13 protein-coding genes are annotated in these 14956 nt (G+C 55.1%); 6 read left to right on the top strand and 7 right to left on the bottom strand.

Annotated features, from left to right (window positions below; genetic code table 11):
- The first annotated feature begins 124 nt into the window (after positions 1-124).
- On the top strand, positions 125-1387 hold the full coding sequence (locus tag IPK17_RS23440; protein ID WP_343420121.1) for an LCP family protein: 1263 nt from the start codon (positions 125-127) through the stop codon (positions 1385-1387).
- Here the strand turns inward: IPK17_RS23440 and IPK17_RS23435 are convergent.
- Entirely contained in the window at positions 1384-1998 is a 615-nt protein-coding gene (locus tag IPK17_RS23435) for a YigZ family protein (protein ID WP_343420120.1), read from the bottom strand. The two genes, IPK17_RS23440 and IPK17_RS23435, sit on opposite strands and share 4 nt — an antisense overlap.
- A complete protein-coding gene (locus tag IPK17_RS23430) occupies positions 1995-3113 on the bottom strand; it encodes a hypothetical protein (RefSeq protein WP_343420119.1) in 1119 nt (372 codons plus the stop codon). The genes IPK17_RS23435 and IPK17_RS23430 overlap by 4 nt, the downstream gene beginning before the upstream one ends.
- A gap of 87 nt (positions 3114-3200) precedes the next feature.
- Here IPK17_RS23430 and IPK17_RS23425 point away from each other — a divergent pair, with 87 nt between their 5' ends.
- The 3 genes from IPK17_RS23425 to IPK17_RS23415 all read left to right on the top strand — a co-directional run bounded on the left by IPK17_RS23425 (position 3201) and on the right by IPK17_RS23415 (position 6766).
- Positions 3201-3908: a queuosine precursor transporter gene (locus IPK17_RS23425; protein ID WP_343420118.1), complete on the top strand. Its 708-nt coding sequence runs from the start codon at positions 3201-3203 to the stop codon at positions 3906-3908.
- Between the two features lie 205 nt (positions 3909-4113).
- Complete coding sequence (locus IPK17_RS23420) at positions 4114-4776, top strand: LON peptidase substrate-binding domain-containing protein (protein WP_343420117.1); 663 nt, start codon at positions 4114-4116, stop codon at positions 4774-4776.
- A gap of 49 nt (positions 4777-4825) precedes the next feature.
- Positions 4826-6766: an alpha-amylase family glycosyl hydrolase gene (locus tag IPK17_RS23415; protein WP_343420116.1), complete on the top strand. Its 1941-nt coding sequence runs from the start codon at positions 4826-4828 to the stop codon at positions 6764-6766.
- On the opposite strand, the gene IPK17_RS23410 is transcribed toward IPK17_RS23415, so the two are convergent.
- The gene (locus tag IPK17_RS23410) at positions 6753-7808 is read right to left on the bottom strand and encodes a methyltransferase domain-containing protein (RefSeq protein ID WP_343420115.1); all 1056 of its coding nucleotides are present in this window, start codon (positions 7806-7808) and stop codon (positions 6753-6755) included. The genes IPK17_RS23415 and IPK17_RS23410 overlap by 14 nt on opposite strands.
- 54 nt (positions 7809-7862) lie before the next feature.
- Here IPK17_RS23410 and IPK17_RS23405 point away from each other — a divergent pair, with 54 nt between their 5' ends.
- The gene (locus IPK17_RS23405) at positions 7863-8702 is read left to right on the top strand and encodes an SH3 domain-containing protein (RefSeq protein WP_343420114.1); all 840 of its coding nucleotides are present in this window, start codon (positions 7863-7865) and stop codon (positions 8700-8702) included.
- Here IPK17_RS23405 and IPK17_RS23400 read toward each other — a convergent pair whose 3' ends face one another.
- Complete coding sequence (locus tag IPK17_RS23400) at positions 8703-9872, bottom strand: App1 family protein phosphatidate phosphatase (RefSeq protein WP_343420113.1); 1170 nt, start codon at positions 9870-9872, stop codon at positions 8703-8705.
- 87 nt (positions 9873-9959) lie between these two features.
- Entirely contained in the window at positions 9960-12812 is a 2853-nt protein-coding gene (locus IPK17_RS23395) for a helicase-related protein (protein ID WP_343420112.1), read from the bottom strand.
- Between the two features lie 80 nt (positions 12813-12892).
- Here IPK17_RS23395 and IPK17_RS23390 point away from each other — a divergent pair, with 80 nt between their 5' ends.
- Positions 12893-13240 (top strand): hypothetical protein, encoded by a 348-nt coding sequence (locus IPK17_RS23390; RefSeq protein ID WP_343420111.1) that lies wholly within the window; start codon positions 12893-12895, stop codon positions 13238-13240.
- Here IPK17_RS23390 and IPK17_RS23385 read toward each other — a convergent pair.
- Both IPK17_RS23385 and IPK17_RS23380 read right to left on the bottom strand, forming a co-directional pair.
- Positions 13237-14028 (bottom strand): ABC transporter permease, encoded by a 792-nt coding sequence (locus tag IPK17_RS23385; RefSeq protein WP_343420110.1) that lies wholly within the window; start codon positions 14026-14028, stop codon positions 13237-13239. The two genes, IPK17_RS23390 and IPK17_RS23385, sit on opposite strands and share 4 nt — an antisense overlap.
- On the bottom strand, positions 14018-14956 hold the full coding sequence (locus tag IPK17_RS23380; protein WP_343420109.1) for an ABC transporter permease: 939 nt from the start codon (positions 14954-14956) through the stop codon (positions 14018-14020). The genes IPK17_RS23385 and IPK17_RS23380 overlap by 11 nt, the downstream gene beginning before the upstream one ends.

Below are 14956 nucleotides of genomic sequence, written 5' to 3'. Positions count from 1 at the left end.
AGCGGGGTCTTTTATCTACGCTTCGCCCACGCTCGGACGGCGTTTCACCTATAACCAGACTGCAGCGCAAAATCTCTGCCTATACTGGGATCATCGCTCAAACGCACAGCGCGCAAGGATAGTCATGAAACTGCGCCTCTTCTTTCTACTTTCATGTTTGTTCTGCTTGTTATCGGCTCATTCGCTCGCTGCTCAGGATGTGGTTATTCCTGAACCTGTCCCCCTAGTGGATGAGGGCGCATACGACATCATCAATTTCCTGTTGATCGGCGGTGACAGCGCCGATACTCGCTATACCGGGCGGACTGACGTGATTATGGTTGTGTCGGTAAACCGTACGACAGGCACGGTCGCCTTGCTATCGATTCCGCGTGATCTGTATGTCTATATCCCGGGCTATCGTGTCTACCGTATCAACACAGCGTATCCCTACGGCGAGTCCGTCGACAGTGTTGGCGGTGGGGCAGGGTTGCTTAAGGAAACCATCGAGTACAATCTCGGTCTGCACATTGATTACTACGCGTATGTAGATTTCGCAGACTTCCGTCGGATCATCGACGATTTGGGTGGCGTGGAGGTCTCGGTCGACTGCGCGTTGAGCGACTGGCGTTTGATTAGTCCGGAACTCGATCCTAACTTTGAGGAAAGCTGGGAACAGTTTACGCTGCCGGTCGGTGTCCATGCGATGGATGGTGATCTCGCGCTGTGGTTTGCGCGCAGTCGACGTACCACCAGTGACTTCGACCGTGGACGGCGCCAGCAAGTCATCCTGCGCGCACTGTGGGGCAGAATACGCAGTCTCGACCTGTTATCCCAGCTTACGGAGGTCTGGTCACAGGTTGTGGAGACGGTCGAAACCGATATTGCTCTTGACGATATGCTGACTTTAGCGCCGCTGGCGGCGACCATCAATACCGATCACATCTCATCTTACACGTTTCACCCCAATGTCGAGGTCATGTTCTCGACTTCACCAGAAGGTTCAAGCGTCCTAGTACCCGATAGAGCCGCCGTCGCATCCTTAATGCAACGTGTAATGCAACCTGTAGCCGAGCATCAATTGGTTCAGGAAGGAGCGCGCGTCGCCATCCTCAACGGGAGTGGGGTAGGGGACTTAAGCGAAGTAGCCGCAGATCGGTTGGCTTGGGAAGGGTTTGTGCCGCATATCTTGAACGAAACCGCATCTTATCAGCCACATACGACAGTGGTTGACTATACGGGCAGCACAAAAGGGAGCAGTCTGGGTGTGCTGCTGGGCGCCCTGCGTGTCGATCCAGCCAACGTGATCAGCGAACCCTCACCAGAACGGGAAGTCGATTTCCAGGTTATTCTCGGTGGCGATTACAATTCCTGCACGTATGGCGCGATGCCCGAGGCCGACGATTAAATGCTGCCGAAGTCAATCGGAACCACGCGACCTGAGGTCAGTTCAGACACGGCGTACGAGAACGGTTTCGTTTGATCACTTGGGAATTTGGCGAGTATGGTCACGGCTTCGGCAAATGATTCTTCCTCTACCTCACCCTCATGCTGCGCGATCAGGCGCTTGACCTGCTCAAAAACAGGGTAGGGAAGTTCAAGACCGAGCAGTGTTCGCTCAATTTTGCGGATGACGGCGAGTGAGCTGAAACCTTCTTGGGCCGCATCCGTGTAGGCGCGCACCAAGCCGCCAGTGCCGAGCTTGGTGCCGCCGAAAAAACGTGTGACCACAACAACTGTATCCCCGATATCTCTGCCGCGTAGAACAGCCAACACCGGCGGACCGGATGTCCCTGTCGGTTCACCATCATCGCTCACGCCTTCGATGATGGAGTTGCCATAGCCTACACGGAAGGCATACACGTGATGATTTGCATCCGGCATTTCCGCGCGGATGCTGCTGATAAACGCCTTCGCCGTGTCGACCGATGGTGCATAGCCAATGCTCGTATAGAAGCGAGAATTCACGACCAAAATCTCGGTGCGATGCTGTCCCGCCGGGATCAAGTAGCCATTCATGCGAAGTCCGGGTTCGATTGAACATACATATGGAAGAGGGGCGGAAGGATTTCGAGCTTCTGTCCCGATTCGTCGAGCTTCAAGATCCCTTTTTGCAGCAGCATATGTACGGCAAATTCGCTTTCGGGATTGACATTATATGCACTTAGGCGCGCCACAGCCTTCAGCACCTGCTGCTCAGATCGATTCAGGCTGGACCAGATGGTGCGACATTCAGCGCGGACGGCGGGCTTAACGGCGAGCGCCTCCAGTAATTGATTCCGTGAGAGCGCATTGAGATTGACATTGACAAACTCGTCAAGTGAATTCACGCTTACGCGTAGAATGCCGGCATAACGTCCAGTTATGTCGAGCAGCAACCCGTTCACATTATCGGAATAGCTGCGCTGCCGCCGCCGCGCAAGTTCGCTCAACATCGCGCGTCCGTCAGTGTCATTATACGGCCCAACGTAAATCGTATTGTCCGTGAACAATTCGGTGAACGGTTCGATATCCAGGACCGGGATCGCAAACCGTTCCACCAGTGTCACGAGTGGTGACCGGGTGAGGGTGATATACATCAACTGCCGCTTATTTGAATCACGAATGCCGCGCAGCGTCTGAAAGAACTTGACTGGCAGCTGGCGCAGCATTTCGTCGAATTCGTCGAACATGAAGGCAATGGTATAGCCTTTGCGCATGAAATATTCGAGACCAAGCTCAAAATAGCGCAGCGCCATATAGGTGAAGAGGGGATTAGTCCCATCTTGGAGCGCCTGATACGTATCGAAGAACTGTTTGGCTTCCTCGTTAGTCAGCATTTCAAACGGGTAGAATGCGAGAAACAGACGATGCATCATCAACTCATACCCGGCCCAGCAGCGGACAGGATCATCCCTATCAGCGGGAAGGGGACCAAGCATGTTCGCATCGACGATGATCGTCTTGAATTTGGCTGCTTTGTCGCCGATATAGTGCTTTTGCACCTCGGGATCATCCAAGTGCTGCAGCAGGTTCGACTTCCCGACACTGCCAATGCCCACGAGCGCCGCAGAAGTGGCACCTGACCAGCATTTGGCGATCGCCTCGAGCTCCTCTTTGCGAAAGTTGACCGGTTGTTTACGCGTTGATCCCATGTTGTCGTCCCTACAGGTTGAATGTTGTTTAATTCTAATGCAGATGCGAGAATAAGTTGAGCCAGTTTTCAGCGACCGAGAGCCTCCATGGAACGACGTTACAAGTACATTGATCTGATCACTGTTCTGTTTGTGACCGTATTGCTGCTGAGCAACATTCTGAGCAGCGCCAAGATCATTGATCTCGGCGTCTCGTTGCTCGGACTGCAGTTCATCTTCGATGCGGGCACGCTCGTATTTCCCATCTCATACATCTTCGGTGATGTGCTGACCGAAATCTACGGCTATCGGCGTTCACGCCGCGTTATTTGGAGCGGGTTCTTCGCGACGGCGCTGATGGCCTTCTTTGTGTGGTTGGCTGGTGTGTTGCCGGGCGAGTCGCTGTGGGCGGAGACAGTAGGCCAGTCGGCGTACGATGCGGTTCTGGGCAGTATCTGGAAACTCGCGATTGCGAGTCTGATTGCCTATTTCTTTGGCGAGTTTGTCAACAGCTATGTACTGGCGCGGATGAAGGTTCTGATGCAAGGGCGTTGGTTGTGGGCACGGACCATTGGCAGTACGATTGCAGGTCAAGGTGTCGACACAACGGTCTTCTTCGTCATCGCGACAGCGCTCGGTGTTTTCCCGATCGAGTTGATGCTGTCACTAATCGTCAGCAACTACATCTTCAAGGTGTCGATTGAAGTGATCTTCACGCCAATTACGCTGCGGGTGATACGCTGGCTCAAAACATCGGAACAGGAAGATGTCTACGACCACAATACCAATTTCAACCCCTTCCGCTTTGATGTGTAAAACAGTCTAGGTTTTTGCGGGTCATTTATTCGTCCCAAGCAATTACTATGTGATAATCACCATTATCATTAGTAAATGCAACTTGCGAGAATCGACGTTGTGTAGGACCAATTACCATGAGAAGTTCTGCAGAAAGATCTGGAGATCGGGTTGAATCTCGCTACAATGAGCGCAGAGAGCGATTGTAGAGAATCGATGCCAACCCATGTCAAGCTTGCCACTGTTCCCGCTGAACACGGTGCTGTTCCCGGGGATGCCCATCACATTGCACATCTTTGAAGACCGTTACAAGCTGATGATCAACGAGTGCGTGCATGAGCATCAACCGTTTGGCGTGGTGCTGCTGCAAAGCGGCTCAGAAGTCAAAGGTCTCAGCGCTGCTGAGCCGACTCCATACAGCATCGGCTGTACAGCGCATATTGCCCAAACCCAACCTCTGGGCAGCGGTCGCATGAATATCGTTGCCATTGGTCAGGAACGCTTTCAGATTACACAGCTCGATCACTCCAAACCCTACCTGACTGGTGAAACCGTGCCCTTTCCTCTCGAAAATATGCAACCCGCCCTGCTCGCCTCAGCTGTCCAACGCCTGCGCCCATGGATCGAGCGGTATCTAAGCGTCCTGGAACAGGCCGAAAACGTGCGCATCGCACCGCACCAGCTCCCGGAAGAAGACATTCCCCTCGCCTACCTGGCGGCATCGCTGCTCAAAATCGATTTACACGAGAAACAGCGGCTGTTAAGCGTCGATTCCGCCCTTCAATTGGCTGACAACGTGCGCGCCATCTACCGTAAAGAAGTGACGCTCTCAGAAGTTGCCCTTGTGCAGCCCGAAACTGAATATCGAGGCCCATTCTCGGCCAATTAGCTGCTATAATGTGGCCCGATTAGGTTCTACAGCTACAGGTCGAGTAACAATGGCTTACGATCAACTCTGGCTCACCGAACAGGCTAACTTATCGCTGGAGCGACTGCTTCCGCGTATACAAGCGAAACTAGAACGCGGCGCTGATGCAGAAGTTCTGCTGAGACGTCTGTCTCAGCACTTCCCAAACTTCTTTCGCCACTTTTATGAGCTTTACGGTCACCAATATGACTTCTTTTTTCACCTAGAACAGACGCTGCTGAGCGTTGTCGAGGTGTACCAGGCGCGGCCCAACGAGCTCAAGGCACTGGATCAGCAGCGCGAACATGATCCACTCTGGTTTCAGAGCGAGAAAATGATGGGCGCGGTCGGCTATGTCGATCTTTTCGCGGGTGATTTGAACGGTATTCGCGAGCGAATACCCTATTTTCAGGAACTCGGCCTCACTTATCTACACCTGATGCCGCTGTTTAAGGCTCCGGAAAAGAACAGCGATGGCGGTTATGCGGTGAGCAGCTTCCGCGAAGTCAACCCCACCCTCGGCACAATGGAACAACTCGCCCTTCTCACTCGTGACTTACGGGAGCACGGCATCAGCCTCGTGTTGGATTTTGTCTTTAACCACACTTCCAACGAACATGATTGGGCGTTAAAAGCCCTCACTGGTGATAAATATTACCAGAATTATTATCGCATGTTCGATGACCGAACCGTCCCGAACCAATATGAACCCAATTTGCGTGAGATTTTCCCGGAGCAAGCACCGGGCAGCTTCACTTTTCTCCCGTCAATTAATAAGTGGGTATGGACAACATTTTACGCCTTTCAGTGGGATTTGAACTACGAAAACCCTGCGCTGTTTCGGGCAATGCTGGAGGAAATGCTCTTTCTCGCCAATCAGGGTGTTGAATTCCTGCGTCTCGACGCTGTTCCTTTCATCTGGAAGCAGATCGGGACGAATTGTGAGAATTTGCCGCAGGCGCACACGCTGATTCGTGCCTATAACGCGCTCGTGCAGATTGCTGCCCCTGCCCTGCTCTTCAAATCAGAAGCGATTGTGCACCCGCGCGATGTCCGGAGTTACATCGGCAGCGAAGAATGTCAGATCTCGTACAATCCGATCATGATGGTCTCGATCTGGGAAGCACTGGCGACCCGGGAAACCGACTTTTTCCGGCATACGATGAACAAGCAGTTCCCCCTGCCCCATGATGCGACCTGGATCAATTATCTGCGCTCCCATGATGATATTGGCTGGGGTTTTGCCGACGAAGATGCCGCCGAACTCGGCATCAATGGTTTTGACCACCGTTACTTCCTGAACTTGTTCTATACGGGGCGCTTCCCAGGAAGTTTCGCCTCGGGTGTTCCGTTCAACTACAATCCACGCACGCAGGACATGCGCATCTGTGGCACGCTGGCGTCTCTAGCCGGGCTGGAAAAGGGTTTGGAGTCCGGGGATGCCGCCTATATCAGTACGGCGGTTCAGCGCATTCTGATGATTCAAAGCCTAACGTTGTGCGCTGGTGGTATCCCTCTCATCTATCTTGGCGATGAAATCGGCACGATCAACGACTATTCCTATACCAATAACCCTACCAAGAAAGACGATAGTCGTTGGGTTCACCGTCCTGCTGCCAATGCCGAACGCTATGCCCGCCGGCAAGACACAACGACCGTCGAAGGCCAGATATTCCAGACCGTCAAGCACTTGATCGAACTACGTAAATCGCTTCCGGAGCTTGCTAACGGTAACACACGCTTCATCAACACAGGTAATCGACATGTACTGGGCTTCACCCGCCACGAAGCGATCCTGATCCTCGCGAATTTTTCTGAGTTCCCCCAGACAACCGACAAAAGCACTTTACGCGCAGAATGGCCGGTTGTGAATCGGGTCGTCGACCTCATCTCGGGTGAGACGTTCGGAGCCGATGACCCAATTCGCTTGGCGGCATATCAGTTCCGTTGGCTTAAGGTCAAAACGACATGAGTGTGCGCCTGAGGACATAGATGCGCGGATGTAGTCCGCGCAGATTGATCTGGATCGATTGTTCGTTCGTCCAATACGGCGATTCGCGCAGCAGTCGATCCAGTAAACGCATCTCGTGCGTAATCAACGTAAACTGACCGTTGGCTCGTGTTACCCGTGCCGCTTCATTCAAAGCACGGGGGTACATTTCCACATTCGCCGTATGACTGCCGCTCAATTGGCCAAAAGGCAAATCAGCGACCACGTGGTCGACACTGTTGGTCAGCAGCGGCAGACTCGTCATGTCTCCGAGCAAAAGTTGGATTGCTGGTTCGCCGGCTGCGGTGACATTCGCTTGAGCGCACTGCAGAGCATTGTTATCGATGTCGACACCAATCACACGACCGGCCTTCCCGTGTCGCAAACGCTCGATCAGAAGTGTCGCCGAGCCACAGCCGATATTGAGATAGACGTCATTTGGTCGATGCTTGCCCAGCCGGATCAGCGCGTGACCCGTCGCTGAATTCAGCGCACCTTCCCAATTGCACACCCGCCAACTCCGCGTGACCTGGGGGCGCGCCGACACGCGTACCAGCGTTTGCCAACCAGCGCTACTCGGGCGAATTCGGATTAACAGATCTCCGCGGTCATCAGCGAGAGCTAACCCTGTTTGCGCAGCAATTTCCTCCTTGATCCGTGTCATCACTGACGAATCAGACCCGGCTGCGGCGACTGAGAATGATCGGTAGGAATTCGGGTTCAATGCCCGCACCGATTCAATCTGCTCCAACAGACGCCGAAAGTGTGCGTCACCCAGCAAGGCGCGCGGGCGCGGCACTGCATAGTCGCAAACCACATAGGCAGCATAGATCGTCTGCAAGCGGCGCAGCTCACCTAGGCTACCTGTCAATGTAAATCGCACCTCGCCAGGGCGGTCAGCAGGCACAAGCGCAACTGCCGCGCCGAAAAGTTCTGTCAGTTCGCCCTTGGTGATGTGCTCTAGTCCTTCCGTCACCTCGACTTCGCAGAAGTACCGTGCAGAATTGTCTTGTTTGCGCTTCATCGCTGCCTCTTGGTTTACAATGGTTGCGTTTGCAGTCATCGGAGGGCTTTTGTGATGTTCCGATATCTTATCGCGCTTTCCCTCGTGTTGATCACGGCCACCGTGACGGCTCAATCGACCACGGCACTCTCTGCTCACGTCTATCGTACAGTAAATGTGCGGTCGGGGCCGGGAACTCAGTACGCCATTATCGGACGTTTATCGGGTGGAATGGAAGTGTCAGTCACCGGACGCAGTGATGCCGAGAGCAATTGGCTGGCATTGGAGTTCGAGGGGCAGCAAGGATGGGTTGCGTTCTTCACGGTGACACTGAATGGCGATCCGCAGCAGTTACCCATTTTTGAGCCAGCCCCAACGTTACCAGTCACCGACGAATTCGCACAAGGCGATTCGGAAGCGTTGAGTAACGTCTACGTCACAGTGTTTCGCCGCGTCAATGTGCGGTCAGGTCCCGCGGCTACCACTGACCGTCTCGGCGTACTGTTTCCCGGCAGTCAAGCCGATATTGTTGGCCGTACCGCCGATAACCAATGGCTGTTGATTTCGTATAATGCCGAGGCGGGTTGGGTCGCGTATTTCGTTGTGACTGTTACCGGAGATTTAGACAGCGTGCCTATCTATGCCGAGGATGCGCTGAGCACGGGTACAGTTGCCGCAACGGCGGCGACCATCACGGTCATTACGCGCTTCAACAGCAATCTGCGCCTGCAGCCGGACTCAGCATCGCCCGTGCTCGCGGTAATTCCGTTCGCTACCGCGCTGCAAGTCGAATCGCGAACGTCGAATCGTACGTGGATCCGGGTGAATTATGACGGTGAAAGCGGTTGGATTCTGGCTAGTCTCGTCAGCGTAGTCGGCAATGCAAATCTTGCAGATGTTCCCGTCGCCGACTAATCACGAAATGTCGTCGAACATCGCTTCGATGGGCGTTGTCTGCTGATCGGCACGCTTCTCCTCCTGAATCGCCGGAAGTGCTGCGGGAGCGATATACCCGCGGTTCAAGGCGTGCGCGGCGGCAGCAGCGGTGTCCGGTATGAGCAGCATCTCAGTACCGGATGCCGCTACCTGCTCGATGATCCGCTGAACCTCGCGGTCGCGCCGCTGCATACTCACATCGCGAATGTAAATGGCTTTGACACGACCCGGATAGCGCTGGACGACCTTAAGGTAGATTTCAGCGTCTTGCTCACCACTATCACCGATTAATATGAACGGCAGCTGCGGATGGGTTTCGAAAAGCATGTGTATAACCTCTGATTTCTGCTTGACTCCGTTCGTCCGCACCAATTTAGTCGGCGTCAATCCGATGTCAGACAAAAAGAACGTCCCCATCGGGATGCCGCGTACTTTAAAGAAATCGACGAGCAGATCGTAGAGGTTCCACGGACTGTTCGACACGTAGAAAAACGGGTTGTACTCCGCGGTCGCTCCACTCCCCTGCCCTACCCCACGCTGAAGTGCATGGTAGAACTCAGAAACGCCGGCGAATGGCAAGCGCGTATGCGAATTGTAGAGAAACGTATTCCGCGCCAACTTGAGGAGATTGACAACATCGCTTTTGATTACTGTGTCATCGAGATCGCTGATAATTCCGAACCGGGCGGTGCCGGGCGGAACGATCACCCGCGCTACGGTGCGTGCGCTTTCTTGTTCAGCATAGTCGATCAGCTCGACGGGCACATCGTGCCAGATCACTCCATCGAGGAGCGGCGGATCGAGCGCGATCTCTAGACGAAAAAACCCCTCATCATCGGCGCGGGTCTCATAGACTTTACCGTCAAAATAGGCGCGCACGCGCGCATGCGGAATCTCCTGACTGTTGAAGCGGCGGTACATATTGCGCAGATTACGCCAGGTTGTATCCGTATCACGGGCGTCGAGCACGCTGTAATCCTCAATGGCGCGTCCGCGCACGTAAAACGTTTCTCGTGTTCCGTGGCCGATATACGCGAGGATTTGGACAGGGGCAATGCCACGTCGCTGCCGCCGACGAAACTGGAGGCTATCAAAGTAGTCATCTATGCTGCCGACAATGTGTGTGAGCGCCTGTTTCCAGTTCGCCATCCCCTCTGCCCTTTGTGCCTTGACCGCTGAATTGCGATTATTATAACACAGCAGAGGGATGGCCTCTGTGAGGTTATCTGGAGAATCTTACTCGTCGAGGAAGTCGTCGCGATTCCCGCGGCGATCCGCGTAGCAGCTATCACAAATCCGGAAGCGATGCCCCTTGGGCAGTGGCTTGCCACAGCTCACGCACAGCCGCGCCGAGTCCAGTCGGCGCAGCAGCGCGCCATCAATCGCTTGTGACCATTCCGCGCGCAGAATCCGCACCTCAGGTGCATCTGGCGCATAGCGCATGAACTCCGGACGGCGCGACAGCCACAGGTAGATGTCGGCGCAGGCTACGCTCGCTTCCGCATTCGCTAAGTCATAGTTATTGACAATGTCTGCGGGCGGCATCGGCGGCATCGGCATCGTTCCATGCGCTAGGATACTCTGCGCGCAATCATACCAGTATGAGCGAGTATTCTGGCGCGTCGGTGCATTGATCAGACGCATCGCCGCCGCCAAACCGAGCTGCGCCACTTCCTGATCGGTAAGCATTGCCGCCAGTTCGATGCGCTCCGTCAAATCTGCCGTTTTGATGGCGCTGCGCAGCGCTTCCGGAATCGACTGCAGATTTGACCACTGCATGAGCCGTTCCGCGAGGCTGCCGGGGATCATTTCCAGATCCTCCACCGTCGGAGCGACATGCGCGTGGGTGAGCGGTTCCGGCGCAATCTTGTAGAGCTGCCGAATCAACTTCAAATCCTGCTTGTTGGTCGCGCCAATCTCCCCGAACTCACTATACAGGTAACGACCAGCGCGCCCGCCAATCTGCTGGACTTCGCTTGGTGTGAGTGAGCGATTCTGCTTGCCGTCAAACTTGCTGACTTCGTAGAAGACAACGTAGTCTGCTGGCAGATTCAGCCCCATACCCACGGCATCCGTTGCTACGCAGATGTCGGTCTGCCCGGTGGCAAAACGCTCCGCCTGCTTGCGCCGAACCTCCGGTGGCAAATTACCGTAGACGACTGACACCGTACGTTTCATGCGTTCCAGCTCAGTCTTGAGTTGGAGCACGCTCTGCCGGGAGAAGGCAATCAAAATCGTCTTTGGCGGGAGCTCGCGCAAGTTAAAGTAGCGCTCAGCCACCCGGATCGGGGTTAGGCGTTCATGTTCTACCACCGTCAGCCGCAGCCCCGCCGACACTGACATCTGCTCGATCAAGCTGCGCCCAAACGGCGGGCTGATTACGCGAATCTCCGGCGATTGTGCCTCCATAAAGGCCCGCGTCCACGCCCAACCGCGATCAGGATCGGCAAGCATATGCGCTTCGTCGATAATGACACAGCGGCCACTCTCGTTGGGATTGAACATCTCGACCGTGGCGGCCGTAAAGGTTGCGCCAGGAATTGGAATGTACTCTTCACCTGTGAGTAAGTTACACGGCACGCCCTGCGCATTCAAGCGGTCAAAGATTTCGAACGCCAGCAGACGCAGCGGCGCTAGATACCAACCGCTGCCTGCTTCGATCAGCGCTTGCAGCGCGTGATACGTTTTGCCGCTGTTCGTTGGCCCGACATGCAAGAAAATGTTCTGCACCAACCGACCTTCATGCTGCCAAGTGGGAAATGCGGCAAGGAGTCGTTTCCGGAGTTCGCGCCGACGTTCACGTTCAGATTCCGCTTGTGCCCGCAGTGTCGCATAATCGAGTGGCTCGCGCGTACTGCCATTCTCACGCTCGGGTCCGGTTGTGCGGCGCTCCAACATCTGCTCACGCAATAGTTTGCGGAATTCGCGTAATGTATCGGGCAATCCCCATTTGCCGCGTACGTCCCGCCAACGCGGACGCCGCTTATTCTGTTCGAGCTTCTGCAGACGGTTACGCAAGGTCGAATAGCTGACACCCAGCACCAGCGCAACCTCGCGGGTCTTCACTTCCTCAAATGCGGAAATCTGCTCACTGTACTGAGGGTCGCGGTACGCCGCTTCAACTTCATCGGCGGGCAGGCGCACTTTCTCTTCCGGATCAGTGAACGACGGGATCGCGCCTTCTTCAATCGCCAGCAGCAGAGTTTCTTCATGTACGCCGAGCCGCCTTGCCGCCGCGCTCAGGAGATAAGAACGTGCGATCACTTGACTGCGCAGACTGCCCGCTTCCTTAGCGCCGGGGCGCACGTAATCGCCGGATTCGTCTAGCGCTTCCTGCCAATCCTCATCTTTAATCTTAGTGGCGTCATTCGCCGCTTTCAGCGCATCGTCCGCATTCGCATTGCTGAGGCGGACCCATGTTGCACGGTACGGTTTGACCTTCAGCGGGACAATGTAGGCTGTGAAGTCCCCCCATGACAGCAGCTCGCGGTAAAGTTCCGCGCCAAATACCGTGATCAGTTCTTCCTCGGGCGCGGTCTTGCCCGGTTTTGCTTCCAGCGTCGCCAGCAAGCGCTCATGCGGTTCGCGCAAACTCTCGCGCCGCCGGAGCTCATCAATCGTCCCTGGACTGATACGGAGCGGATCGTAGACAAAACCCTCACGCTGCCGCAGAATATTCCGATCTACCAAGGATTGCAGTGTAGAGGGCGCGCCGCTGATATCCACAGCGCGCGCATACCCGGATGTGCGATTGAGCTGTTCGATTAATTCCGCCGCTTCCGGATCTATTGCCAGTAGCGCAGCCCGCTCCGCAATCCGTTCCGTGATCGGCGCGTCGGTTAGCGTACCATCATCGCTCATGGCTGGGAATGCAGGACGGCTCCAATTGGAGTGATCGCGCACTGTTTCGCGGCCCACGCGGGCGGAATCAAAGTAGTAGTCCCGCTCGCGTCCCACCGTACTCGCCTGCTTAGTCAGGTTTTTGTTGCTCGTTTTCAAGCGGTTCACCAGCGTCGCCCGGTGGATGAAGCCTTCAGGCACCCGCTTGAGGATCTCTTCGATCAATTCAGGTGTAGGTTTAATGCTCATTGTTATCTCGTCAGTTTCCCCTCGCACATGTTATATCATATAAACGTTAAAAGAAAGGACGAGACGGGTATGAGGTACGTATGAAGGATTTGCCAGCGTTTACACAGCGACCGCTAGAGCGCGTGCAGAGATTTGCCGAGCTCGTGCTCACCAACGAGTACCAGACGCCGCCGCAGGCTCATCTGCGCCAGTTGATTGCGTACCCGGATGGACACTACCGAGCGGTGTTCGGGCACGGATATTTTATTCTGGTGGAGGGCCAGACTGAACCATCAAAATCCCAGTGGAACAGCCTCAAAAAAAAGTTTAAGCGCCATGAGCCATTGGCGTTTATCTTCAAGGAGCATGGTGAGACCACGTGTGGCGAAGCCGAAGCGCGCTGCTTGTACATCGACTTCGGCTTCTTAGCCAACACAGATCGCGTTTAGTTGGTCGACGTATCGCGCGTGAAGCGATATGCCAGCAGGATCGGAATTAGCGTGACGGCGATGACGAAAATCGCCGCGACATTAGTTACGGGACGGTCACGCGGACGCGTCAACTGACTGAAGATCCAGATGGGAAGCGTTTGCTGCTGGCCTGCGGTGAAGGTCGTCACAATGACCTCATCAAAGGACAGCGCAAAGGCGAGCATGCCGCCAGCGAGCAGTGCCGTCGCGATATTCGGCAGAACCACATAGCGGAAGGTTTGCCAGGCAGTCGCCCCTAAATCCATAGACGCTTCAAGCTGTGAATGGCTCGTCCGGCGCAGTCGCGCGATCACATTGTTGTAGACGGTGACCACGCAAAATGTCGCATGACCGATGATGATCGTCCAGAGCGAGAAGTCGAGGCCGACGATGTTAATTGCCGAGCGCAGCGCAATGCCGGTAACGATGCCCGGTAGTGATATCGGGAGGATGATGACGAGTGAAATCGCATCCCTCCCGAAGAATCGACTTCGGTACAGCGCCAGCGCGGTCACCGTTCCGAGCACGAGTGCAATAATGGTGGAAATGAACGCCACACCGAGTGAGAGCTGGAGCGCTGCCCAAAAGTCGCGACGGGCAAACAGTACACCGATCCATTCGGTTGTGAGTCCCGGCGGCGGAAACGTGAACGATGCGTCTTCGGTGGTGAATGCATACAGAATAATGAGCAGCAGCGGGAAATGGAGAAATACCAGCCCGCCGATAGTTCCGATCCGCAGCAGCAGCGGTGCACGTTCAGAGCGCATCAAACGCCCCTAACCGGCGCGCGACCAGTAGGTACACGCCCATGATCAGAATTGGCACGACGGTGAGCGCTGCCGCCAGCGGAATATTTCCCGCTGTTCCTTGATGCGAATAAACAGCCTGCCCAATAAAGAAGCTCGAATTGCCGAACACGCCCGGAATGATGTAATCACCCAGCGTGAGTGAGAAAGTGAAAATGGAACCGGCGACAACGCCGGGGAACGCCAGCGGCAAAATTACCTTGCGGAACGTATAGCTGGGACGCGCGCCAAGATCGGCGGAAGCTTCAATCACGGACCGCGGAACGCGTTCCAGCGCCGCATTGATCGGCAGGATCATATATGGCAGCCAGATATATACAAACACAATGTACACGCCCATGTACGAAAACGAGAGTGACGATCCGCCAATTGCTGGGATAGCGAGCAGCCAGTCAAGCACGCCCCCCAACCCGAGCCCATTCAAAAACCACGTGACGATCCCCTCTTGCGCAAGGATGAGCCGCCAGGAGTAGATGCGCACCAGGTAGCTGGACCACAGCGGGAGCATCACGCCGAGATATAACAGTCCCTTTATGCGGTAATTTGCATACCGTGCCATGTAGTACGACAGCGGAAACGCAATTAGCGCGCACGTGATGGTCACGACGGCGGCCATCGCCACCGTTCGCAGCACGATGTCGATGTTGGTGGGGTCGCTGATCATTTGACTGTAGGTGCGGAGCGTAAACTCGCGGATTACGCGTCCGGAAAACCCATCTAGCGAGAAGAAGCTCTGCGCCAGCATCGCCGACAGCGACCCAAGATAGACCACGCCTAACCAAACCACAATCGGCAACAGCATCAGGACCAATGTGATGTTCGGGTGCCGAAAGAAATAGTTTGCCGTTCGTCGCCAGAATGAGAGCGTAGGTGCTGGTACGGTCGCCAT

This window comes from Candidatus Flexifilum breve (genome assembly GCF_016713355.1).
This window is presented reverse-complemented; position numbering and strand designations above follow the sequence as displayed.